This window comes from Allochromatium warmingii (assembly GCF_900107145.1).
Taxonomy (GTDB): domain Bacteria; phylum Pseudomonadota; class Gammaproteobacteria; order Chromatiales; family Chromatiaceae; genus Thermochromatium; species Thermochromatium warmingii.
This window is the reverse complement of record NZ_FNOW01000033.1, coordinates 1-22,675: the sequence shown is the minus strand read 5'-3', so window position 1 is coordinate 22,675 and position 22,675 is coordinate 1. Positions and strand designations below refer to the sequence as shown.

The following is a 22,675-nucleotide window of genomic DNA, read 5'->3' as shown; positions in this document are numbered from 1 at the left end:
AACCACCTCGGCAACCGACACAGACTTACCACCCATAGCTCATCGGCTTGGCGACCATCCAATAGAGTCCGGCCAGCAGCGGCACGGTCGAAAGCAAGCCCCATACCAGCCAGATGCGGCTGTATTTGCGATAGTCGGGCGGCACCTCGCCGAGGACGGCGAACTCTTGGGCTAATCGCGCTTGCTTGATCTGGAGCGGCACCAAAATACCCAGCCAGACCGCGCCGGCAATGGCCAGCATGAGCTGACCGAGTACGAGCCAGGGGGTACTAAAAATTGGCCAATTCCCCACAAACGCCGCCCCATAGCCGCCGAGAACCATCAGGAATCCGCCGGAGAGCGTGAACGAGAAATCGGTGACTGTCACCAGCCACTGCGCAAAAGCCATGATTTGCGTCTTATTAGTCCGGTCGGCAAACACTTTCCACAAGGCCGTGACCGTGACATTTCCGGCCATCAAGACTAGCCCGAGGATGTGTAAGGATTTGAAAAACGCATATAACATGGTGGCTATGTAAACGCATTGACGAGAGGATAGATGAGTACCGATCCCCCAGAAGCGTTGACGCGGGCGTTGCCATCACGATGCGTCGGTGGCTGGAGTGTGACCGGCGTGGATCTGGATGTGTAGTTGACATCCGCATAATTAGGCGGGACGACCAGCCTGAATGCGGTGCAGCGAAGCCGTTTTGCCTGCCGCACAGCGCACGCGATTATAGTGATCGCGATAGGCGTTGTATAGCGATAGGCGGCATCATCTCCTAGGGCGATGCGCCTATGCTAGACTCGCGTCGCTGTCGGTTCGGCAATGCCGCACGCCCCGCATCCACTGCGCTCGGCGTCGATCTCGGCTCAGATCTTGACCAGAATAGTCGGCCAGATATTTCAGGAGGCCCATTTTGAAAGTAGTGGTTTTTGGTGCAACCGGCAAAGCTGGACGCACAATCGCGTTAAACCTGTTGGCCGCTGGCCACGATGTCACCGCTTTTGCCCGTGATCCGGCGCATTTTTCTGCGCGAACCTATCCGGGACTGCGCCTGCTACAAGGCGATGCGCTGAACGCTGCCGATGTTGCGGCGGCGGTGGCTGGTCAGGATGCGGTCGTTGTCAGTCTGGGTGATTCAACCAATCCAGTGGTGCTGAAGTTCGGCGCACGTTTTGGCGTCAAGCGCAGTACAGTGCCGAATATTTGCGAGCTTGGGACGCAGAATATCATCAGTGCGATGCAGGCGGCATCGGTTAAGCGGTTGATTTGCATCAGTTCTTACGGCGTCGGCGACACCCGCGATCAACTCTCGACGGTGTATCGGCTGTGGTTCCAGGCGCTGCAACTCGCTGAACAGTTAGCGGATAAAGAGCAGCAAGAACGGCTGGTCAAGCAGAGCGGTTTAGATTGGACGCTGGTGCAGCCGGTTGGCCTGACCGATGGGGCAGCGACCGGACGCTGGTTAGCGAGCACGACCGGCGGACGGCGCAAACGCACGGTCAGTCGCGTCGATCTCGCTGATTTTGTGGCGCAAATTTTGAGCAGCGGTCAGTATGGAGGCGAAACGGTCGTGCTCTCGCAGCTCACCATTTCAGAGCGCGATTTTGTGCCGCAGACGGCTTGACGCAGTGTCTGTATTCGTTCTGGTTACGAAGCTGGCGCTTCGTAACCAACAAACAATTCTGCTGGAAGCTGGCGGCTGATAGCTGGCAGCCACACACCATCACGATTTCTTGCGCTGACAGGTTTGGCAAATGCCATATACGACCAGCGAGTGATCTTCGATTTTGAAGTGATGTTCAGCGGCGATGCGTTCCTGACGGGTTTCGATCATCGGGTCAACGAACTCGGTGATTAAGCCGCATTGAACACACACCAAATGATCATGATGCTCGCCGCGATTGAGTTCAAAAACCGCCTGACCGCTCTCAAAATGGCGACGACAGACGATCCCCGCCCCTTCAAACTGTGTGAGCACGCGATAGACAGTCGCTAATCCGATGTCTTCATCCTGCCGCAGTAGCTCGCGATAAACATCTTCGGCGCTCATGTGGCGTTTACCGCAGTGCTCCAAGATGTCCAAAATCTTGACACGCGGTGCGGTTACTTTCAGTCCCGCTTGTTTGATTTGTTTGTTTTCCAACAGCGTTCTGCTCCGACTATTCAGCGTGCCGCGCTGTCGATTGCCGATCAGCCGCGATTGAACCTATACGAAAGCTCATGTGTCGAGTTCTTCGTAGATCAGACTCAGCGGCAGCCCGATCCCCAAGCAGTCCAGCGTGAGACTGCCTTCTGTCACACGCTCAACGTGCCAGTTGCATGAACGGCGATGATGCCAGATAGCGCGTTCGGTTTGACTGACGAGCAGGTAATCCTGAAGGCTCGGCAGCGTGATATAGGACAGGAACTTTTCGCGCCGGTCGAGGCGTTCGGTCGAGGGCGACAACACTTCGACAATAACGCAGGGTTGCGTGCAATAGTAAGGTTCGCGGTCATCGGCAGCACAGCTCAGGAGCAAATCCGGGTAATAAAAGATGTCCTGATCGGCAATCTGCAAACGGACTTTCATATCGCTGGCAAAGAGTTGACAGCCACGACCGCGCACTAATGGGCGCAGTGCGGCGACCAGATTGGAGACGATTATTCCATGCTGGCGGCTCGCGCCGGTCATGGCATAAACCTGACCGTTGATATATTCATAGCGCAGTTCAGCGGTGTGTTCACCGGCAAGATAGTCGTCAACGCTGATAATGGTGGGCGACAGGTTCAGAGCAGACATGGTTTGACTCCTGTGTATTGGCAGCGAATCGGTTCAGGGTAGCGCGTGATATGTCGATCTTGATAACGCAGACGTGGGGTATGCCCAGCGCATCCTACTTTGCTTGGCTCGCACAGTGAATTGTTTGGCTGAATAGACTAATCTTCATAACTAAAGCGCATTTCACCACCAAATCAACAGGATCACACGCGCATGTCCAAAATACTGATTGTTGATGATGATGAACTGTTTCGCGCCATGCTCGTCGAGATGGTGCAACGCGAAGGTCATCTTGTCAGCACCGCCGCTAACGGCAATGCCGCACTGACAGCTATCGAACAGAGCCGACCGGACTTAATCATCACTGATATTTTGATGCCCGAAAAAGACGGCATCGAACTCATCATGGAGCTGGCGCGGCGCGAATCGCGGATTCCGATTATCGCCGTCTCTGGTGGGCGGCGCTCAATTAGTCTGGAATTTAACCTCGAATCGGCCAAGCTGATGGGCGTGCGGGCAACGCTGCCGAAGCCATTTTCACGCGAGCAACTGCGCTCGGCGATTACCGACGCGCTCGGTTAACGCCATGCTGAAAGCAGGAAGCTGCCCGCCAACTATTCCGCATCCAGCACCTGTTCACCCCACGCAGTGAGCGCATCAAGAATCTGGAGCTTGGCCGCATCCGAAGCATGGAGCGCGGCCAGTTCAGCCAAGCGCGTTTCATAGGCTTCAAGCTGAAGACTGGCCCCACCAGTGGGGTCAGTGAGCCGCATCAAACGATAGGCGTCCCACTCGTCTTGTTCCATTGGGGTCAGCGTTTCAGGCCAATTCCGCGCTCGATAGCGAAACAGCAACGTCGTTAAGCGCGGATCGGCAAAACGCGGTGGCGCACTGGCTAATTGCTCAGGATTGGCCCGCGCCACCTGTTCACACGCTCGGCGATCCGCATCCGAGATAAACCCGCCGGAATAGAGCGTCAATTCAGGATCCGTTTCCAGCACTGGCAACGGTTGATGTACGGCCCGCACCCGCTGCGCAATCTCCGGCGCATTGGCAGCGATCCACGCGGCATGACGCGCCACCTGCGCTGGATCAATCTGCCAGCGTGCGGCACGCTCGGCGGTTAGGGTGTTCAATGGGGCCAGCATCGGAGCGCGATTTACATGCACGGTTTTGAGCGGTACACGCTCAACCGTCGGCGGTAAATCCGCGACTGGGGTAAACACGCGCTGCTGTAACTCGGCGACCGATAGCTCTAACAATGGGGTCGGATCGGTACGCAGATCGAAGCAAATCACGCCATTGGCATCAGTCGGATGTTCCGCAACCGCCAGCACCGGCGCGATACAGCCGAGCGCCGCCGGAAACCGCGCCGAGGCATGAAGCAACGGCTTGCGCTCGGCCAGCAGCTTGCGCACGCGCTGTTTATCACGCAACGCCAGCGCATAGTTGAACAGTCGCGGTTGCGCGTCACGCAGTCGCCGCGCCAGCGCAATAGTTGCGCGGACATCGGCCAGTGCTTCATGCGCGTGACCGTGAGCGATGCCATTGGCGGCGGTCAGATGTTCGAGGCGAAATGAGGGTGCGCCCTCAGCATTGAGCGGCCAGTCTAGCCCGTCGGGACGCAACGCCTGCGCTAAGCGCAACACGTCGATCAAATCCCAGCGCGAATTGCCGTCGCGCCATTCACGCGCATAGGGATCGAGAAAATTGCGATAAAACAGATGCCGCGTGACTTCGTCATCAAAACGCAAATTGTTATAGCCGACGCCACAGGTGCCGGGCCGGATCAATTCAGCGTAAATCGCTTGAGCAAAGGCGGCCTCGTTCAGCCCCTCGCGGGCGGCGCGTTGTGGCGTCAGTCCGGTGATGAGACAGGCATCAGGATGCGGCAGCAGATCAGGGGTCGGGCGGCAGAAGCAGACCAGCGGCACGCCGATCTCGTTGAGATCGGCGTCAGTGCGCAGTCCGGCAAATTGACAGGCACGATCACGGCGCGGATCCGCGCCCCAAGTTTCGTAATCGTGCCAGTAGAAGGTTGCAGCGGCAGGCACAGCGTGCCGGAGCAGCTTAAATCTTTTCCTTGATGCGGGCAGCCTTGCCGCTGAGATCGCGCAGATAGTACAGCTTGGCGCGGCGCACATCGCCCTTGCGCTTGACTTCGATGCTGGCAATCGCGGGGCTGTAGGTCTGAAACACGCGCTCGACGCCTTCGCCGTGCGAAATCTTGCGCACCGTGAAGGCCGAATTCAGGCCACGGCTCCGAATGGCGATCACCACACCCTCGAACGCTTGCAGCCGCTCGCGGTTGCCTTCCTTGACTTTAACTTGGACGACGACGGTATCACCGGGGGCGAAGTCGGGAACCTCGCGGGTCATCTGCTCTTGTTCGAGCTGCTGAATAATGTTGCTCATGATTTTTTCCTAGCTCCTGTTCTCAGCCAGCACCATCGTCACGATGGGCCAGTATGAATTCATCGAGTAATACGCGCTCGGTCTCGCTGAGTCCGCGCCGCGTGAGTAGCTCAGGGCGACGCTGCCAGGTTCGACCCAGCGCCTGCCGCTGCCGCCACCGCGCAATCGCCGCATGATCGCCGCCAATCAACACCGCTGGCACCGACCCTTCGGCGCTCTGCTCAGGGCGGGTGTAATGCGGGCAATCCAACAGCCCATCCATGTGCGAATCCTGCTGCGCGGAAGCGGCGTGACCAAGTGCGCCCGGCAACAGCCGAATGACGGCATCCATGACCACCATCGCCGGCAATTCGCCGCCGCTGAGGACATAGTCGCCAATCGACCATTCTTCATCGACATGCGCATCAATCAACCGCTCGTCGATACCTTCATAGCGTCCAGCGAGCAGAATCCAGCCGGGTTGGGCCGCAATGTCAACAATCGCCGTCTGATCGAGCAGCCGACCTTGCGGCGACAGATAGGCAACCCGGCTCATCGGTGCAGCGGCACGAGCGGCGCAAATCGCAGCCCGCAGTGGCTCGATCTTCATCACCATGCCCGGCCCGCCGCCATAGGGACGATCATCAACCGTGCGGTGTACATCCGAGGTGAAATCGCGGGGATTCCACAGTTGCAACGTAGCGAGGCCGCGTGTGAAGGCGCGTCCGGTTACACCGTGAGCGACAAACGGGCCAAACACATCGGGAAACAGCGTGATGACATCAAAGCGCATCGCCGCGCCTCGCGTCAGAACTCCGGATCCCACTCGACACAGATGCGGCGCTGCGCAAAATCGACATCCACAATCACGTCATCCCACACAAACGGAATCAGCCGCTCGCGCTCACCGATCACAACGAGAACATCATTCGCGCCGGTAGCAAACAGATGCGACACGCGCCCGAGATCAACGCCATTTTGGGTGATGACGCTCAAGCCTTCGAGATCGACCCAGTAAAATTCGTCGGGATGCGGCGGCGGCAATTGCGCACGGTGAATGGCGATGTCCTGACCGATCAGCGCGGCGGCTTGGTCGCGGTCGTTGCAGCCATCGAGCCGAGCGATCACGCCTTTGCCCTGTGCTTTGCCTTCGACCACGCGGCGTTCGATGCCATCTGGCCCGAGTAGCCACGGGGAATAGCGCAAAATGCCATCACGGGGCGCGGTTTCAGAATAAATCTTGACCCAGCCCTTGACGCCGTATAAACCGGACACGCGCCCGAGCACGATCCGAGTAGAGTGAGCGGTCTCGGTCTCGGCGGGCATACTGTGCTCTAAGACGCTGATCGCAAACGCGGGTGAGGCGGTCAGCGATTAAGCGGCAGCCGCTGCGCGGGTAGCCTGCTTGAGCAATTGCTTGACACGATCCGTCGGCTGTGCGCCCTTGCGAATCCACTCTTGAGCGAGTGCGGTGTCGAGACGCAGCGGGATTTCGCCGCCCCGCGCATTCGGATTAAAAAAACCGAGGCGCTCGATGTAGCGACCATCGCGCTTGGAGCGGATGTCGGCGACGACGATCTGATAAAACGGGTTCTTCTTGGAACCACCACGTGACAAACGAATCGTGACCATGTGCTGTCCTGGCTCAAGAGCTGGATAGGGAGGCTCGCGGATGGCCCGCGGGTAAACGCGCAAATATACAGAATTATGCGCAAAATGGAAGTCTGTTTTTTTGGCTATCAGCTTCCAGCTCTCAACCCCGCAATAATTTCAGCGCCGTCTCGAAGTCATAACTCGACAGCGCCGTGCAAAATGCCGCTTCACGGTCTTGCAAAGCAGATTCATACAGGCTCGGGGCATCGAAATAGAGGTTATGTGCGTTCACATCGCATTGTTCAAGCAGGCGCGACAGGTCATCAATGGCTTTCTGAAGCACCGCTTCATCGACCACCACCACCGGATGCGATGTGAGCGATTCGTGTGACGGGGCCGCGCCCAGCGCCAGCCGCACCCGAAACCAAAACACGCTACCGCCGCCCGGATTGCTCTCGACGCCAATCTCACCGCCCATCAGTGCAATCAGGCGTTTCGCCAGCGCCAGCCCCAAGCCCACGCCTTCATAACGGCGCGTCATCGAGCTATCGCCCTGACGGAACGGCTCAAATAAGCCAGCGCGAATATCCGCTGTCAGGCCGATGCCCTGATCGGCAACCGCAAAGCGGAGCGTGACCGCTTTTTCTCGCGTTTCGTGAACCGTGACGCTGAGTTGTACGTGGCCACTTTCAGAAAATTTGATCGCGTTACTCAGCAGCGCATCCAGCACCTGTTCCAGATGCACCGCATCGCCGTGCAGATAGCGCGGGGCGTCAGCGGCGATCTGCTGCGTCAGCGCCAGTCCTTTGGTCTGCGCATTGGCGGCAAAGCGGGTGATCAGACGTTCACACAGTTCAGCCAGCGCAAAATCATGCAGCTTCAACGTCAGGCGCTCGGATTCGGCGCGACTGAGCGTGAGCAAATCGTTGACAATATGCAGCAGTCGCTGCGAAGCGCGTTCCAGATGCTTCATGCGGGTTCTGGCGCGTTCATCGGGCAGATCGCGTTTCGCCAGATACGCCAATCCCATGATTTGATGCAGCGGCGTGAGAAATTCATGCCCAACATTGGTTAAAAACACACTTTTGGCGCGATTGGCGCTTTCGGCTTCATCGCGGGCAAGCGCCAGTTCGCGCACGCGCTCGTGTACCAATTCTTCCAGATGATCGCGGTGGCGCGTCAGTTCCGCATTGGCGGTGCGCAGTTCGCGGGCGCGTTGTTCGAGTTCCAGATGCAGCGCCACCCGTGCGCGGAGCACTGCTTTATTAACCGGCTTATGAACAAAATCCACGCCACCGGCAGCCAGCGCACTGGTTTCGCTTTCGGAATCCGTGCGGGCAGTGACGAAAATTACTGGAATCTCGCGGGTCGCCGGATTGGTTTTAAGCGCCGCGCAGACCTCATAACCGTCCATCTCCGGCATCATCACATCGAGTAGGATCAAATCCGGCAGCGCCGTTTTGGTCAGCAGATCGAGCGCCTGCCGTCCCGAGGTGGCAAAGCTGGTGTCATAGCGATCCTCTAACATGCCGAGCAAAATTTCGATATTGGTCGGCGTGTCGTCGATAATCAGAATTCGCGGCAAATCGTGTTCGTTCATGAGGTCAAATTCCAATCATAGTGCTGCGCCAATTGGCGCAACGCCACAAGCGCGGTATCAAAATCAAGCTGCGTGATGGCGGCGGCAATCGGCGCGTAATCGTCCTGCAAGGATGAGCCATGCACCAACGATTGAATATCCGTATTGAGCTGACGCGCTCGACTTTGACGATTGTCTAGCATCCAAGCCAGCGTTTTGAGTTTTGGATACAAATCGGCCAGATTTAGCGGCTTGGCCTCAAGGCGTGCCGCATCGGCCAGCGGGCGCGGCACTCGCGCCGCAAGCGTCGCGACGCTGAGGTGTTTTAATGGCTTTTCGTGTGCGCTGCCAGCGGCTGTCTCACTCAACTGAAACGGTACCGTAAACCAAAACGTACTGCCACTTGCCAAGTGGCTCTCGACACCAATCTCGCCATTCATTAGCTCGACCAGACGCTGACTGATGCTCAAGCCCAGTCCGGTGCCGCCGTGCATTCGGCTCGCCGACATATCACCTTGCTGAAATGGTGCAAACAGCGCGTGCCGTTGCTCGACACTCAATCCCTGACCAGTATCGCGGATCGTAAAGCGCACAATCAGCGGTTGTTGGCTATTAAACGTCGTCACGCTATCGGTTACTAAATCAATGCGCACGCTCACTTGTCCATGCTGCGTAAATTCAATCGCATTATCGACCAGATGATCGAGCACCTGTTGTATGCGCAACGCATCACCGGCTAATATCGCTGGCACCTCAGGGGCTTTTTCGCAATTAAAAACTAAGCCTTTTGCTTCTGCGTAGGGGGCAAACAGTTGGCGCGTGCGCTCTAAAATATTATCGAGATTCAGCGGCGATGATTCCAAATGCAAGGAACCCGTTTCAATCTTGGAATAATCGAGAATATCATTGAGCAGACTCGACAGCGCGACAGCAGAATCATGAATCTTGAGCAAATAATCACGCTGATGGGCAGTCATTGGGTCATCATCATCGAGCAATAAATTCGACAGCCCAATCAGCGCATTCATCGGCGTGCGCAATTCATGCCCCATATTGGCTAAAAAGGCACTTTTGGCGACATTTGCCTGTTCCGCCGCTAATTTTGCTTGCATCAATTCCCGCGACAGTGCCCGTAAGGCTTGCTCGGCACTGCGATCAACCAGTGCCACCAGAATTTGACGCTCCGCTGTCGCCTGCTCATTCAATGGCATAATATAGACATCAAAAAACAGCGGGCCATCGACCGAGCTTTTGAGCGTCATCGCCTCTAAACAATAGGGGCCAGATTCTAGCGGCGTGCGCATTAACCCATGCAGCCGCGTGCGCCCAGGAAAGTCAAAGAGTTGAAACAACGAGCCGCGATGATAGGCAGCATGAGGACTAATACCAAGTACAGCGCACGCTTGATCGTTGGTCTCGACAATAAAGCCGCTGGTATCGACTACAATCGCCGGCACCGGCAAATGATCGAATAAGCGCCGATAGCGTTCCATCGCGACCGCGATATGATCCTGCGCTTGGATCAATTCATCATTCTGAATTTCTAATTCCGCTTGATAGACGCGCAATTCTTCAATCAGATGCGACAGTTCTAAGGTCGTGGTATCGTCGGTTGCAATTGACAAGGCCAATTTTGCTTGACCATCGGCAATGGCCTGTTCAGCACGTTCACGGAGCTTGGCAATATTAAAATGACGCGGTTTCAACTCGCGCGACTCCGATGCCAAGCCGTAATATTGATATGACTGACGACGACGCCAATCTCCTGATTCATCACTGGTGCAACGTTCATAATAAACCAGCGTTCTTCATTTTCTGAATGACAGGGATATTCCATCGAAAAAATCGGGAGTGAACCTTCTAATACACTGCGTAAACCCGCATAGGCGCGTTCAGCATAGTCGTCTTCTTGACTCATTCCGGGTTGGCAGATTTCCAGATAATTCGTACCCGGGCTAGAGTGTTTCAGGTCTTTATCACCATTGGCACGCGCAAAGCGTCGCCATGCAGTATTCACCAGCACAATGCAGCCACTATGATCGAGCACGGCAATATGTTCCGGCAGTGCGTCGAGAATAGATTGCAGTCGCCGCGCATCATGGAAAGCCGTGACATCGACAAAGGTTGCGACCACGCCATTGATTGTCGTCGAGGGAATTAAATACGGCAGAATGCGCACGAGATAGGTTTTTTTATCATCAAGGGTGACGACTTCGGTTTCAACTAAACGCTGGGTCGCGAGCGTTTGGCGCAAATCTTCCATTAAATTGGGATAGCGCAAGACATGCGAAATATCGCCCAGCGGTCGCCCAGCATCGGATTCGCGCAGTTTGAAAATCTGCGTCGCATCGGGACTGAATCGCGTGATGTGTAATTTAGAATCGAGAAAAATTGTTGCCACGCCTGCCGCTTTCGCCATGCTATCCAGATCGGCATTGACGCGATTGAGCATGAGCATTTTTTCTTGAAACTCGGCATTCACCGTGCTCATTTCTTCATTGACTGATTGCAATTCTTCATTCGAGCTTTGCAATTCTTCATTCGAGGCCATCAGCTCTTCATTGGTGGCCTGTAATTCTTCGTTCGAGGTTTCTAGCTCTTCAATGGTTGCTTGTAAACTCTCACGGGTCGCAGCTAATTCCCGTTCGAGCACCGCAAGCCGTGCCATAGTTTCAGCGTCAATATCAACTGGTTCGGCGGTTGTCGTGGTGGTTTGATTCGGCGCGACCTCAAAACATAACAAGGTCAGCCGCTCATCGCTTTCCGTAGCGAGTGGATGAGCAGATAAGCGAATCGTGCGTTGCTCACCACTTTTGAGACGGGCGTCAATTAAATCCGAAACAATCGAACAACGATCCCGCGTTGCTTTATAGAGCAATGCAGCGGCTACCGGCGTGAGTTTTTCCGGCAGCAGGCGGCTGATTTCTAAACTCGCCGCGCCTTCGCGGGTCTGCAAATAAGCATTGACATCGCCGAATAAATGAATCGCTTCATGCTGATGATTCACCACAATCGCCGGCGGCGCATAAATCGACAGCAGCGCCGAAACGCCGAGATTGGCAATAGAAGCTTCACTGGCTCCATGCCGCGCTTTGACTAATTGCGGCGCTTTACCCAGCGTCGGTGGGGTGAGCAAGGCTGCGCCCTTGCGCTCTAAAAATGGCAATGACATCGCACCAACGCGCCGAAACAGCTTATGTTTGGCGCTGATGGTTTGTAATCCTTCGGTCGAGGTTGAGAGCGATTCACTCGATCCCAACAGTAAGGCTCCGCCTTCACGAATCGCATATTGCAGTGAGCGCAGGGCGTGTTCTTGGGCAGCGGAATTAAAATAAATCAGGGTATTGCGGCAGACGACCAGATCCATTTTGGTAAAAGGTGGATCGGCAAGCAAATTATGGCGTGCAAAAACAATGCACTGCCGTAATTCATTTTTAATGACAAAGCGGTCGCCTTGCTTAGTAAAAAAGCGTTCCAAACGCTCCGGTGATAATTCGACAGCAGCAGATTCTGGATATTGACCAACGCTGGCGGTTTCTACGCAGGATTGATCGACATCGGTGGCAAAAATCTTTAAATTCGGCCAGCGGCGCTCGCGCTCGAAGGCTTCAATAAATAACATGCCGATGGTGTAGGCTTCTTCACCGGAGGCAACGCCAGCAATCCAGACGCGAATGGGTTCATTTGGCGGGCGATCTGAAACCATCGGCACAATGACGCTCTCGGCCAGCACATTAAAGGTTTCGGGATCACGGAAAAAGCTGGTGACCGAAATCAGCATTTCACGCCGCAAGGTAATAATTTCGTTGCGGTCGTGTTCGAGTAAATCGTAATACTGATAGAGTTCCGGTGTGTGGCGCACCTGCATTCGCCGGTCAATGCGCCGCATCACGGTTGTCGGTTTGTAATCGGAGAAATCAATACCACCGACTTGATGCAATAAATGCAAGAGTGCCGCCAACACTTCTTCATTGGTCATGTTGGCACGCGGAATTAACCGAGGTGGTTCAACTTCCGGTTCTTGATAGGGAATATTGCGAATATGTGCCAGCAGGCGGGCGGGGATTTCTTCAGCCGGTAAAATGGCATCGACGAGGCCAGTAGCAATGACACTGCGTGGCATTCCGTCGAATTTCGCTGATTCCGGCTCTTGGGCCATGAGAAAGCCACCGGCGGCATTGATGGCTACTGCACCGCGCGTGCCATCAGTGCCGGTGCCCGAGAGAATAATCCCGACGGCGCGGCGGTCATAGACATCGGCGAGTGAGGAAAAAAAGATGTCAATGGGCAGCGTCAGGCCGCGTGGATTTTTGGGCGTAAGATGTAAATGCCCTTTGGTGACGTGCATGATCGCGCCGGGCGGAATGAGATAGACGTGATTGGCGTCCATCGGCATATCATCCTCGACCATCGTCACCGGCATTTCGGTATGCCGCGCCAGCAGATTGCTCATCATGCTTTTGTGGTCGGGTGAGAGATGCTGCACCACGACAAAGGCTGCGCCCAAATCGGTCGGGCTGGCTTTGAAAAATTTCTCCAGCGCATCGAGGCCACCGGCTGAGGCACCGATGCAGACAACATAGCCATCGAAGGGCGCGGACTTCGCCAAGTCAGTCGCTTCGCTCTTGAGCAGGGCGGTTTTTTTCATCAGTGATGCGTCTCGTGATAAGCGACGGCTAGAAGGGGGGCGGTGTGTGTCCGAACAGCACTGGCCGGTGCGCAAGCAGCGTGTAACCAAACAGTGTTTAATAGACAGGAACTGCCAACAGTCAATGCTGACAGGATTTAGAATACGGCATTCTAGCGAAACTATCCAAAAGACACGCTACAGGCATTGCGGCGTCCCATCGCCCGGCCGCTGTTGATATGAGTTCCCCATGCCTGATGCCCTGATCCGTCCTAAATGTGTGCGACCCACTGCCCACCGGTCGCGTTGGAGTGAGCTGGGTTTTTGGCTGTTAGTAGGTAATCTGCTGCTGGTGGCCGTGACCTTGGGCTGGTTGCATCTGGGGCCAGTGACGCCGGAACAGCGCCCGCTGCTGGGTAATCTGCTGTTCGTCATCACCCATCTGTCGTTGGTGCTGCTGAGTTGGCGCGTGGCGCACGCGGCCTGGATCGATTCACACACGCGACGCGGCTGGGGGTTGATTACGCTGGGTGCGTTCTTGTATTGGTGCGGTGAGGTGATCTGGGCGATTCAAGAACTGTTGCTCAAGATCGAACCCTTCCCGTCACTGGCCGATGTCGGTTATCTGAGCTTTTTTCCATTCGTGCTCGCCGGATTGCTGAATTTTGCGCGACCGCTCATCAGTCGTGTTGAGCGCATCCTGTTTTGGCTGGATCTGAGCGTGGTGACCATCGGCACGGCAACGCTGGTCTGGTATTTTCCGCTACGGGCGATCACCGAAGCGCAACATGAAACGCTGCTCGAACTGGTGCTTACGCTGGCGTATCCAGCCGGTGATGCGGTGCTGTTGGTTGGGTTGGCGGTGTGGGTGATGCGTCCGCGCCGTGAGCGAGCGGTCGCGCCGCGTCTCTGGCTCACGCTCGGCATGTTCAGCTTTTTGTTTGCCGATCTGCGCTTTGCCTATGAAGAGGCGCTCGATGCTTATCAGGTCGGCGGTTTTACCGATATTTTTTATCATCTTGCTACCCTGACGCTGATGATTGCCGCCTATCTCGATTATTGGGGACGTCACGATCTGCCCGATCCGCCCCCGCGCCGCGTGCGGCGTCCGGTGTGGAGTTTGGCGCTGCTGCCTTATGTGACCGTGACGGCGGTGTATGCGTTGCTGATTCCGTTAGCGTTCGGCTGGCCGCTATTTGCACCCTCTGCGCAGGATGCGACGACGCTGAGTATTTTGATTCTGGTCGCGGCGCTGCTGTTTGTGCTGGTGATGGCGCGGCAGGCGGTGGCCGGACGTGAGCTGGCGCGGTTGCAGGCCGAACACGCCAAGCAGGAGAGTCGCGCCCGCTTTGCGTCGCTGGCGCGGCATTCTTCTGACCTGATTTGTCTGACCGATGCTAGTTTGCGCCCGCTGTTTATCAGCGATTCGGTGCAGCGCGTGCTCGGCTATGCGCCGGCAGAATTGATGGGTGCGCCGCTGTTTGATTGGCTATCAACGGAAGCTCGCTCCGATGCCGCTAGTTTCATCGCCCGCGTGGTGATGACGCCGGATCTGACCTTATGCGCCGAGTGGCCGATGCGTCACGCCGATGGGAGCTGGCGCGAGATTGAAATTCTCGCCACTAATTTGCTGCATAACCCAGCGGTCGGCGGGCTGGTGCTGAATGGGCGCGATATTACTGAACGCAAAGGTTATGAGCAGGAATTAGAGCAGGCGCGAGCGGCCGCTGAAGCTGCGAATCGCGCTAAAGGTGAATTTCTCGCCAATATGAGCCATGAAATCCGCACGCCGATGAATGCGGTGATTGGTCTCTCGCGGTTATTGCTGGATTCGGAATTAACTGCGCATCAGCGCGATTATTTGGAGCGGATTCATCTTGCCGCGACCGCTTTACTCGGCGTGCTCAATGATATTTTGGATTATTCTAAAATCGAAGCCGGGCAAATGCACTTGGAAGCGATTCCGATGCGTTTGACTGATGTGATTGCAACGGTGCGCTCGTTATTTGCGATTCAGGCCGAAAAAAAGGGCTTGACGCTGGATTTTATCATTGATCCAGCAATTCCCGCACTGTTGCGCGGTGATCCGCTGCGTTTATTGCAGGTGCTGAATAATTTGGTCGGCAATGCGTTGAAATTCACCCATAGCGGTGGCGTTCAGGTGCGTGTGTCATGCGGTGTTTCTAGTCATAATCATAATGCCGCAGAAAACGCGGAATACGCGGAACAATTGTTACATTTGGCGGTGCAAGATAGCGGTATTGGTTTGACGCCAGCGCAATTGGAGCGGCTGTTTAATGTCTTTCATCAGGCTGATGCGTCAACAACGCGCCAATATGGTGGGACGGGATTGGGTCTGAGCATTTGCAAGCGGTTGACGGCGCTGATGGGCGGTGAAATTGGCGTCGAAAGTGTCGCCGGTCAGGGCAGCACCTTTTGGTTTACGGTGCGCTTAACACGGATCGACGCGGCAGATATGGCCGAGGCGCTCGATCAGCTTGCGCCAATCCCGACGCGCTTTGATTGGATTCCAACCGATCATGCCGCGCAAGCAGAGCGTCCAGCGTCTGTGAACAGCACGACCGAGTATTCAGCCGATCCGACCGCAACGCCGCTCGATGCCGCAACTTGGCGCGAACAGTTGCAGGAATTGGATCAGCTATTGGCGGCCCATAACAGTCGGGCGCGGCATTTGAATCGGACGCTCAACGCCGCCTGTTTGGGTACGACCTTAGAATCGGGCTATGCGCCGGTCGCAGCCGCGATTGCGCAATTAGATTTCGCTGTGGCGCGGGAGCGATTGCAGCCGTTGTTGGTGGGAAGCTAAGAGCGTTCAGCGGCCAGCTTTCAGCTACCAGCGATTGTGCTAGGCTTGCTGCTTGATTGTCCTGAACACTCGAAGCCGGCATCCGAAGGAGCCTCCCATGCGCGTCTCTGGTCGTCCTACTGAGCATTCGCTCGACCATCACGGCTTGTATAATCTCGATACGATTCATTGGAATTTGCCGACACCGGCGCTCTATGAACAGGCGCTTCGGGCGCATGAAGGCGTGCTGTCGCACATGGGGCCGCTGGTGGTGCGCACTGGCCATCACACCGGACGCTCGGCGAATGATAAGTTCGTTGTCGAAGAGCCGAGTAGCCGTGAGCATATTTGGTGGGGTGACATCAATCAGCCGATTGATACCGCGCATTTTGAGCTGCTGCATCATCGGCTTGCATCCTATTTGCAGATGAAAGAAGTCTATGTTCAGGATTGCTATGTCGGGGCCGATCCTGATTATCGAATGCCGGTGCGGATTATTTCAGAATATGCTTGGCATAGCTTATTTGCCCGTAATCTTTTTATTCAGCCGACGCCTGAAGAACTCCCGTCTTTTGTACCGGAATTTACGGTGATCGCCGCGCCGCGTTTTCATGCGATTCCATCGCTCGATCAAACGCGCACTGAAACCTTTATTCTGCTCAATTTCGCTAAAAAATTAGTGTTAATTGGCGGCAGTAGCTATGCCGGTGAGATTAAAAAATCACTGTTTACGGTGATGAATTATTTAATGCCATTCCGTGAGGTGTTGCCGATGCACTGTTCGGCCAATATCGGCGCGGATGGACGCTCGGCGCTGTTTTTTGGTTTGAGCGGCACCGGCAAAACCACGCTCTCCGCTGATGCCGCTCGCACGCTGATTGGCGATGATGAGCACGGTTGGAGTCCGAATGGCATCTTTAATTTTGAAGGCGGCTGTTATGCCAAGATGATCCGGCTGTCGGCGACGGCTGAACCGGAAATTTATGCCACCACGCAACGCTTCGGCACCATTTTGGAAAATGTCACGGTGCGCAATGCAGATCGGCGGCTCGATCTCGATGATGAATCCCTGACCGAAAATACGCGGGGCGCGTATCACATCAGCGCCATTCCTAATGCCAGTGAAACCGGCATGGGCGGGCATCCGCAGGTGGTGCTGTTTTTGACCTGCGATGCCTTCGGGGTGCTACCACCGGTGGCGCGTCTGACGCCTGAGCAGGCGATGTATCACTTTATTTCCGGCTACACGGCGCGGGTCGCGGGCACTGAAAAGGGCGTGACTGAACCAGCTCCGGTGTTTAGCGCCTGCTATGGTGCGCCCTTTATGCCGCTGCATCCGCAACGTTATGCCGAACTGCTTGGGCGACGCCTCGCCGAGCATGGTACGCAAGTCTGGCTCATTAATACCGGCTGGAGCGGCGGCCCCTATGGGGTCGGCGAGCGGCTCCAGATTCCGCACACGCGGGCGATGGTCAACGCGGTGCTTGATGGGCAACTCGACGGCGTGCCGACGCGCACTGATGCGATCTTTGGGGTGCAGATTCCCGAATCCTGCCCGGGCGTGCCGGCGGCGATTCTCGATCCGCGTGGCACCTGGCCGAATAGCGCGGATTACGACGCGCAGGCTCGGAAGCTGGCGGCGATGTTCGCGGTGAACTTTGCCAAATTTGCCGATCAAGTCGATCCGCGCATCGCCGCCGCTGGCCCGCTGGTGGATTAAGCCATGACACAGCGCGACGACATCGACCTCATCCGCCCCGACGACTGGCATCTGCATCTGCGCGATGGCGCGGCGCTGGCCGATGTGGTCGGCTGGAGTGCCCGACAATTTGCGCGGGCGATCATCATGCCGAATCTCAAACCACCAGTTGTGACGACGGCGCAGGCGCTGGCCTATCGTGAGCGCATCCGTGCGGCGCTGCCGGAGGACAGTGATTTTCAGCCGCTGATGACGCTCTATCTCACCGACCACAGCACGCCAGATGAAATCATGCGGGCGCGGGAGAGCGGCGCGGTCGTCGCCTGCAAGCTCTATCCGGCGGGCGCGACGACCAATTCGGATAGCGGCGTGACCGATATTCCGCGCCTCACGCCGGTGCTGGAAGCGATGCGGGCGGCGGGCTTGCCGTTGTTGGTGCATGGTGAAGTGACGGATGAGACGGTTGATCTATTTGACCGCGAGCCGGTGTTTATCGAGCGCGTATTGCGTCCGCTGCTGACGGCTGTGCCGGGACTCAAGATCGTGATGGAGCATGTGACGACGGCGGAGGCGGTGAATTTTGTCCGCTCCGGCCCCGAAACGCTGGCCGCGACCATCACCGCGCATCATCTGCTCTATAACCGCAACGCGCTCTTTGCCGGTGGTCTGCGCCCGCATTATTACTGTCTGCCGGTGCTCAAGCGCGAGCGGCATCGGCTGGCGCTGGTCGAGGCGGCCACCAGCGGTCATCGGCGATTTTTTCTCGGCACCGACAGTGCGCCTCATGCGCTGGAAACAAAGGAATGCGGCTGCGGCTGTGCCGGAATCTTTACGGCTCATGCCGCGCTGGAACTCTATGCCGAGGTGTTCGAGCAGGCTGATGCGCTCGACCGGCTCGAAGGCTTTGCCAGTCTGCATGGCGCGGATTTTTACGGTCTGCCGCGCAATACCACGCGCATTCATCTGCGCCGCGATCCCTGGACAGTGCCGGAACGCTATCGCTTTGGTGACAGTGAAGTGGTGCCGCTGCGGGCGGGGGGCGTGATGCGGTGGCGGGTGGTGTCAGCTTCTCAGAATTAAGCTGATGGGTTTCGTGGCCAATCAGCTTTGGCGCTAAAGAATAGCATCATCGCTTGGCCACTTTTACCCATCTTACTTGCTACGCCGCTATTATGATATGGAGTGGAATGCCCCTTCAGAGAAACATCCTCCACATTTCATACATGTTTTTCCTGCAAGAGTCCATGTCTCGATTAATTCCTTGCCCTTGCAGGATCTACAAAATACTTTGTCTCGTTCTTTATCGAGCTTTCGAATCTTTCCGCAACGCACGCAGATGTGATCAGGGGCATTTCCTCCTCGCTCTTTACACATTTTATCAATGTCGTTCAGCGTAGGATCATAACCGTATAACTTTAGCCCAATTTTTCTTAGCTGCTCGGACTCTCCGGGGTGGTAGTAGAATATTTTTCGACCGTTAGCACCGATGATGTATGGATTTCCGTCGCTCCAACTTTCGACCGCGAATCCGCATTGGTTACATGTAAACAAAATCGACGAAGCCATAATATTTTTCCGAACGCCAAGCTCTGCCGAGCCGGTTGAGCGAGAGCGAAACTGGCTTCGGCTGGAGCACCGTGTTAGGTGGTTTGATGAATTAGATTCGGTCTTGAAAATCAAACCGAACCTGACCCGTTTGATTGACCCGTTTGATTGTAAACACTGTCGAGCAACAGCTCGGATTTCTTTGCGCCCATGGGGCTGACTGAGCTGACATTGGCTGTCTGCATAATAACTCTCCTTGGGGGGGCTAGTTGGGAAGCAGCTAGGAGACGCCCCACGGTATCGCCTAGCCTAACGCCGCGCTCACCGGCAATTTGAAGCGAAGCGGAAAATTGTCCGAGTGCAGCGCTTTGTTAGGGCTTGACATGTATTTATATACAGCTAAACTGGTACTCACTACAGGTTTCGACAAGGAAACTAAAAATGAGTACCGAAATTACCATCAAAGAAGCAGCTATGCAACTAGGTATTAGTGAGCAAAGAGTCAGAACCCTATGCCGACAGGGTGATTTAACTGCGCGAAAAATCGGCAATACTTGGGTTATAGATGCTAAGAGTCTTAATAGATACGGTTTAAAGACAGCACACCATGTTGCCGAAGACCACCCTACATATTTAGCGAATAGCGCAAAGCCTATTGCTCTAAGCTTCTTTTCAGGGGCTATGGGGCTTGACTTAGGCATAGAAAAGGCTGGATTCGATGTACGTCTTGCTTGTGAAATCGATAAGTTTTGCCGGCAAACTATTGCATTGAATAAACCTGATATTGCTCTTTTAACTGACATAAACGACTACAATGCTGATGATATCAGGAGTGCTGCAGGCTTAAATAAACGTGATGAAATTGATTTAATTGTTGGCGGTCCTCCATGCCAAGCATTTAGCACTGCGGGAAATAGAAAGGGCTTCAATGATGAGCGTGGGAACGTTTTTTTAAAATATTTGCAATTATGTCTTGAATTAAGGCCTAAGTATTTTGTAATTGAAAATGTTAGGGGACTTCTGTCATGCCCAATGGAGCATAGGCCACATGAACAAAGAGGAAAAGACTTCCCTGACCTTAGCGAAGATGAGCTAAAAGGTGGTGCGCTCAACTTCATAATAAATCGGCTTGAAAAATCAGGGTATGGCTACTCATTTAACCTTTATAATTCTGCGAACTTTGGAACCCCCCAAATAAGGGAGAGAGTGATAATTGTCTGTTCGCGTGATGGAAAAGCGCCACCATTTTTAATGCCTACGCACTCTGAAAATGCAGAGCACGGCTTACCAAAATGGAATACGCTGAAGAAATGTATCTCGAAAATAGACAAACATGATCACCTTACCTTCCCAGAAAAGAGGCTCAAATATTACCGACTGCTAAAGCCAGGTGAGAACTGGAAAAATCTTCCAGTTGAGCTACAAAAAGAAGCTATGGGTAAGTCTTTTTATTCCGGGGGAGGGAAAACCGGTTTTCTTCGCAGATTGGCATGGGATAAACCCTCGCCAACGCTCGTTACTCACCCGGCAATGCCCGCAACTGACCTTGCTCATCCAGAGGAAGATAGACCTCTGTCCATTCAAGAATATAAAAAAATCCAAGAGTTTCCTGATGAATGGGATTTAGCCGGCCCTCTAATCCAGCAATATAAGCAAGTTGGAAATGCAGTACCTGTAAGCTTAGGGCAGGCTGTTGGGGCACTGGTTTTAAACTTACTAAACGGTATTGATGTTATTCAATACAAAGGTTTTAAGTATTCTCGTTATAAATGCACGACGGATAAGGAGTGGAGAAATGAGTTTATAAAGCTTGTAAATAGCCATAACTCCAAAACTGAGCAGAAAGAACTGGGGTTTGTTTGAAGACCCAGTTCTTAAAAATCAGAGCCATGGATTTTCTTTTTCAACAGCCAAACAAAATGGATTGCTAGCGAGCGTAGATTGAACAAAACGTACAAAGGAGTCTTCAGAGAGTGTGGTGGTTCCACAAATTTCATTCAGGGACTCCCACATGTATTCAATTTTATCCGCTTTAATGCGGAACCATTTTTCGATCTGGGTTCCATGCCGAATTGCACTGCTTGAACTATTTTCAGAATTACTACGGTTTTTAATCTGAAGAAGACGACCATCTTCGTGAACGAAGTCGACTGACTTTACAGTTTCTCCCCATGCGCAATGCCAGCCGTATGGCTCTAAATTTACAGCCAAATACTCTTCTAAAATTAATCCGAGAATATTTTCAGCCGACATACCTAAACGATGGGCATAATTAACTTTAATAAGGTCATTAGGCGTGAGTTTCGTAATTCTCGCACCAATTATTTTTTCTATAATAGGATCAGATACCGTTCCTGGAGGATTAGAAACTCTTTGGCTCGCTCTACCATCTTTCCCGCTTCTATATTTCAAAATCCATTTTCGTATAGCGTCCGAATGATTATCGTTTTTACCTCCAATATTCCCAGGAGCTCGTTCAACGTCACTAACTATTGCATTGAATACAATAGCAATGCTTCCTTCCCATTGAATATTTAAATCTGAGGCAATTTGCATACCTAGAGAAATTGACTGTTCCCGACCTAAATCTTCTAATACTTCTTTTAACTTCAAGTTATTCTCCAATATATGGGTGCCAGTGAGCCCTAACGTCAGCCTCAGCCGCCGCGAGCGTAGCGAGCGGTCGGACTGGAGGCGTTTGTTAGGCGATTGAAATGATTTGATTCCATGTCTGGAAATTAAATCTAACCTGGCCCCTTTAATTATGCCTTTAATTATGCCTTTAATTATGCCATTCTGCAGGTTTGTAATGTCTGTGATGTACGCGAGAGCCGAGGCAGCTTCATGTCCCCACTCCCAGGTGTCCATAAACGCCTGCGACTGCGCTTTGTCTTCGACGCCTTGGTTGTTGTAAATCTGAAAGTAGTTCCTTTTGGAGTTGAACGGCGGATCGATATAGCAAAGGTCCACCGTCTCGTCAGTAATCTTCTTTCGCAGTATGTCGATGTTGTCGCCGTAGTACAGGCGATTCATGTCTTTTACGGCGATGCCGCTTGTGCGAGCGGCGGGTTTTGTTGGCTTCTGGATCTTCATTTTGACCCTGCGGATGCTGGTTGGCTCATTCTAGAAACAGTGGAGGTGTGAAGCAGCGTAGGTTGGGTTGCTGCTTTTGGCAACCCAACATTACGTTGATACCTGATGACCAACTCACATTTTCATCACAATCCAAAACTCAGCGCAAGCGGTCACCTAACCTACGCCGCTAACCAAATACTGCCCGTGAATCTGCAAGCTACACAGTTGCCAGAACGCCCCTGAGCCGTGACACTTACGCCTAAATCTTCACGGCGCTGCATTACCTGTCTGCTTTACAGAACTTACACATGCCCAACACCAAACCGCCTATTCTCTCCTCGCCCCATGTCGCTCGCGTCAACCGTGTTGATCGCGTGATGCGCGACCTACTGCTGGCGCTGATTCCGGGTCTGATTGCGATGACTTGGTTTTTTGGCTGGGGCACGCTGATTAACTGCGTGCTGGCCGTGACCTTTGCGGTTGCAGCCGAGAGCATCGTGATGCGCCTGCGCGGACGTTCGCCGTTGCTCGCGCTGCGCGATCTGAGCGCCGTGGTCACGGCGGTGCTGTTTGCGCTCTCGGTTTCGCCGACGCTCCCGTGGTGGTTGACGCT

The 22,675-nt window shown here is 54.4% G+C and carries 21 protein-coding genes; 9 read left to right on the top strand and 12 right to left on the bottom strand.

Annotated elements, in window-relative coordinates; translation table 11 throughout:
- Nucleotides 1–25: 25 nt before the first annotated feature.
- Entirely contained in the window at nucleotides 26–505 is a 480-nt protein-coding gene (locus tag BLW10_RS10090; RefSeq protein WP_091334416.1) for a DUF2269 family protein, read from the bottom strand.
- 272 nt (nucleotides 506–777) lie between these two features.
- On the opposite strand from BLW10_RS10090, the gene BLW10_RS14445 reads away from it, so the two are divergent.
- The gene (locus BLW10_RS14445; protein ID WP_281241135.1) at nucleotides 778–903 is read left to right on the top strand and encodes a hypothetical protein; all 126 of its coding nucleotides are present in this window, start codon (nucleotides 778–780) and stop codon (nucleotides 901–903) included.
- 5 nt (nucleotides 904–908) lie between these two features.
- Nucleotides 909–1,610, top strand: a complete 702-nt coding sequence (locus tag BLW10_RS10085) for an NAD(P)-dependent oxidoreductase (protein WP_245709321.1) — start codon at nucleotides 909–911, stop codon at nucleotides 1,608–1,610.
- Between the two features lie 99 nt (nucleotides 1,611–1,709).
- Here BLW10_RS10085 and fur read toward each other — a convergent pair whose 3' ends face one another.
- Nucleotides 1,710–2,129: a ferric iron uptake transcriptional regulator gene (gene fur, locus BLW10_RS10080; RefSeq protein WP_091334414.1), complete on the bottom strand. Its 420-nt coding sequence runs from the start codon at nucleotides 2,127–2,129 to the stop codon at nucleotides 1,710–1,712.
- A 75-nt stretch (nucleotides 2,130–2,204) separates the two neighbouring features.
- Entirely contained in the window at nucleotides 2,205–2,765 is a 561-nt protein-coding gene (locus tag BLW10_RS10075) for a Uma2 family endonuclease (RefSeq protein ID WP_091334412.1), read from the bottom strand.
- A 192-nt stretch (nucleotides 2,766–2,957) separates the two neighbouring features.
- Between BLW10_RS10075 and BLW10_RS10070 the strand changes: the two genes are divergently transcribed.
- The gene (locus tag BLW10_RS10070) at nucleotides 2,958–3,326 is read left to right on the top strand and encodes a response regulator (RefSeq protein WP_091334410.1); all 369 of its coding nucleotides are present in this window, start codon (nucleotides 2,958–2,960) and stop codon (nucleotides 3,324–3,326) included.
- 32 nt (nucleotides 3,327–3,358) lie between these two features.
- Here the strand turns inward: BLW10_RS10070 and sbcB are convergent, their stop codons facing one another.
- From sbcB to BLW10_RS10030, 8 genes are all read right to left on the bottom strand, one after another.
- On the bottom strand, nucleotides 3,359–4,798 hold the full coding sequence (gene sbcB, locus BLW10_RS10065) for an exodeoxyribonuclease I (protein ID WP_245709316.1): 1,440 nt from the start codon (nucleotides 4,796–4,798) through the stop codon (nucleotides 3,359–3,361).
- A gap of 16 nt (nucleotides 4,799–4,814) precedes the next feature.
- Complete coding sequence (gene rplS, locus BLW10_RS10060) at nucleotides 4,815–5,159, bottom strand: 50S ribosomal protein L19 (protein WP_091334407.1); 345 nt, start codon at nucleotides 5,157–5,159, stop codon at nucleotides 4,815–4,817.
- Nucleotides 5,160–5,181: 22 nt separating this feature from the next.
- Nucleotides 5,182–5,931, bottom strand: a complete 750-nt coding sequence (gene trmD, locus BLW10_RS10055) for a tRNA (guanosine(37)-N1)-methyltransferase TrmD (protein WP_091334406.1) — start codon at nucleotides 5,929–5,931, stop codon at nucleotides 5,182–5,184.
- A 14-nt stretch (nucleotides 5,932–5,945) separates the two neighbouring features.
- A complete protein-coding gene (rimM, locus tag BLW10_RS10050; protein ID WP_091334405.1) occupies nucleotides 5,946–6,464 on the bottom strand; it encodes a ribosome maturation factor RimM in 519 nt (172 codons plus the stop codon).
- Between the two features lie 48 nt (nucleotides 6,465–6,512).
- A complete protein-coding gene (gene rpsP, locus BLW10_RS10045; protein ID WP_091334404.1) occupies nucleotides 6,513–6,770 on the bottom strand; it encodes a 30S ribosomal protein S16 in 258 nt (85 codons plus the stop codon).
- Nucleotides 6,771–6,891: 121 nt separating this feature from the next.
- On the bottom strand, nucleotides 6,892–8,331 hold the full coding sequence (locus BLW10_RS10040; RefSeq protein ID WP_091334403.1) for an ATP-binding response regulator: 1,440 nt from the start codon (nucleotides 8,329–8,331) through the stop codon (nucleotides 6,892–6,894).
- Nucleotides 8,328–10,016 (bottom strand): ATP-binding protein, encoded by a 1,689-nt coding sequence (locus tag BLW10_RS10035; protein WP_143117048.1) that lies wholly within the window; start codon nucleotides 10,014–10,016, stop codon nucleotides 8,328–8,330. Before BLW10_RS10035 ends, BLW10_RS10040 begins: the two co-directional genes overlap by 4 nt.
- Nucleotides 10,013–12,958 carry a chemotaxis protein CheB gene (locus BLW10_RS10030; RefSeq protein WP_091334400.1) on the bottom strand — a complete coding sequence of 982 codons (2,946 nt, stop codon included), beginning with the start codon at nucleotides 12,956–12,958 and terminating at the stop codon, nucleotides 10,013–10,015. Before BLW10_RS10030 ends, BLW10_RS10035 begins: the two co-directional genes overlap by 4 nt.
- 229 nt (nucleotides 12,959–13,187) lie before the next feature.
- Here BLW10_RS10030 and BLW10_RS10025 point away from each other — a divergent pair, with 229 nt between their 5' ends.
- The 4 genes from BLW10_RS10025 (at nucleotide 13,188) to BLW10_RS10010 (ending at nucleotide 20,850) form a co-directional block, all read left to right on the top strand.
- Nucleotides 13,188–15,764, top strand: coding sequence for a hybrid sensor histidine kinase/response regulator (locus tag BLW10_RS10025; protein ID WP_091334398.1), 2,577 nt, complete (start codon nucleotides 13,188–13,190; stop codon nucleotides 15,762–15,764).
- Nucleotides 15,765–15,861: 97 nt separating this feature from the next.
- Entirely contained in the window at nucleotides 15,862–17,463 is a 1,602-nt protein-coding gene (pckA, locus tag BLW10_RS10020) for a phosphoenolpyruvate carboxykinase (ATP) (protein ID WP_091334396.1), read from the top strand.
- 3 nt (nucleotides 17,464–17,466) lie between these two features.
- The gene (gene pyrC, locus BLW10_RS10015; RefSeq protein WP_091334395.1) at nucleotides 17,467–18,522 is read left to right on the top strand and encodes a dihydroorotase; all 1,056 of its coding nucleotides are present in this window, start codon (nucleotides 17,467–17,469) and stop codon (nucleotides 18,520–18,522) included.
- A gap of 906 nt (nucleotides 18,523–19,428) precedes the next feature.
- Nucleotides 19,429–20,850 (top strand): DNA cytosine methyltransferase, encoded by a 1,422-nt coding sequence (locus tag BLW10_RS10010; protein ID WP_091334393.1) that lies wholly within the window; start codon nucleotides 19,429–19,431, stop codon nucleotides 20,848–20,850.
- Nucleotides 20,851–20,868: 18 nt separating this feature from the next.
- Here BLW10_RS10010 and BLW10_RS14005 read toward each other — a convergent pair whose 3' ends face one another.
- Nucleotides 20,869–21,600 (bottom strand): SinI family restriction endonuclease, encoded by a 732-nt coding sequence (locus tag BLW10_RS14005; RefSeq protein WP_177169050.1) that lies wholly within the window; start codon nucleotides 21,598–21,600, stop codon nucleotides 20,869–20,871.
- A 231-nt stretch (nucleotides 21,601–21,831) separates the two neighbouring features.
- Between BLW10_RS14005 and BLW10_RS14000 the strand changes: the two genes are divergently transcribed.
- A complete protein-coding gene (locus tag BLW10_RS14000; protein ID WP_177169049.1) occupies nucleotides 21,832–22,131 on the top strand; it encodes a hypothetical protein in 300 nt (99 codons plus the stop codon).
- Nucleotides 22,132–22,370: 239 nt separating this feature from the next.
- A partial coding sequence (locus BLW10_RS10000) for an RnfABCDGE type electron transport complex subunit D (protein WP_177169048.1) occupies nucleotides 22,371–22,675 on the top strand: 305 nt, incomplete at its 3' end.

Excerpts from the sequence above, each read along its gene's own strand:
- BLW10_RS10090 (WP_091334416.1), bottom strand. The coding sequence starts at position 505 with ATGTTATATGCGTTTTTCAAATCCTTACACATCCTCGGGCTAGTCTTG.
- rplS (WP_091334407.1), bottom strand. The coding sequence starts at position 5,159 with ATGAGCAACATTATTCAGCAGCTCGAACAAGAGCAGATGACCCGCGAG.
- pckA (WP_091334396.1), top strand. The coding sequence starts at position 15,862 with ATGCGCGTCTCTGGTCGTCCTACTGAGCATTCGCTCGACCATCACGGC.
- BLW10_RS10075 (WP_091334412.1), bottom strand. The coding sequence starts at position 2,765 with ATGTCTGCTCTGAACCTGTCGCCCACCATTATCAGCGTTGACGACTAT.
- rimM (WP_091334405.1), bottom strand. The coding sequence starts at position 6,464 with ATGCCCGCCGAGACCGAGACCGCTCACTCTACTCGGATCGTGCTCGGG.
- BLW10_RS10040 (WP_091334403.1), bottom strand. The coding sequence starts at position 8,331 with ATGAACGAACACGATTTGCCGCGAATTCTGATTATCGACGACACGCCG.
- BLW10_RS10070 (WP_091334410.1), top strand. The coding sequence starts at position 2,958 with ATGTCCAAAATACTGATTGTTGATGATGATGAACTGTTTCGCGCCATG.
- rpsP (WP_091334404.1), bottom strand. The coding sequence starts at position 6,770 with ATGGTCACGATTCGTTTGTCACGTGGTGGTTCCAAGAAGAACCCGTTT.
- BLW10_RS10030 (WP_091334400.1), bottom strand. The coding sequence starts at position 12,958 with ATGAAAAAAACCGCCCTGCTCAAGAGCGAAGCGACTGACTTGGCGAAG.
- pyrC (WP_091334395.1), top strand. The coding sequence starts at position 17,467 with ATGACACAGCGCGACGACATCGACCTCATCCGCCCCGACGACTGGCAT.
- BLW10_RS10025 (WP_091334398.1), top strand. The coding sequence starts at position 13,188 with ATGCCTGATGCCCTGATCCGTCCTAAATGTGTGCGACCCACTGCCCAC.
- BLW10_RS10010 (WP_091334393.1), top strand. The coding sequence starts at position 19,429 with ATGAGTACCGAAATTACCATCAAAGAAGCAGCTATGCAACTAGGTATT.
- BLW10_RS14445 (WP_281241135.1), top strand. The coding sequence starts at position 778 with ATGCTAGACTCGCGTCGCTGTCGGTTCGGCAATGCCGCACGCCCCGCA.
- trmD (WP_091334406.1), bottom strand. The coding sequence starts at position 5,931 with ATGCGCTTTGATGTCATCACGCTGTTTCCCGATGTGTTTGGCCCGTTT.
- BLW10_RS14000 (WP_177169049.1), top strand. The coding sequence starts at position 21,832 with ATGTCCCCACTCCCAGGTGTCCATAAACGCCTGCGACTGCGCTTTGTC.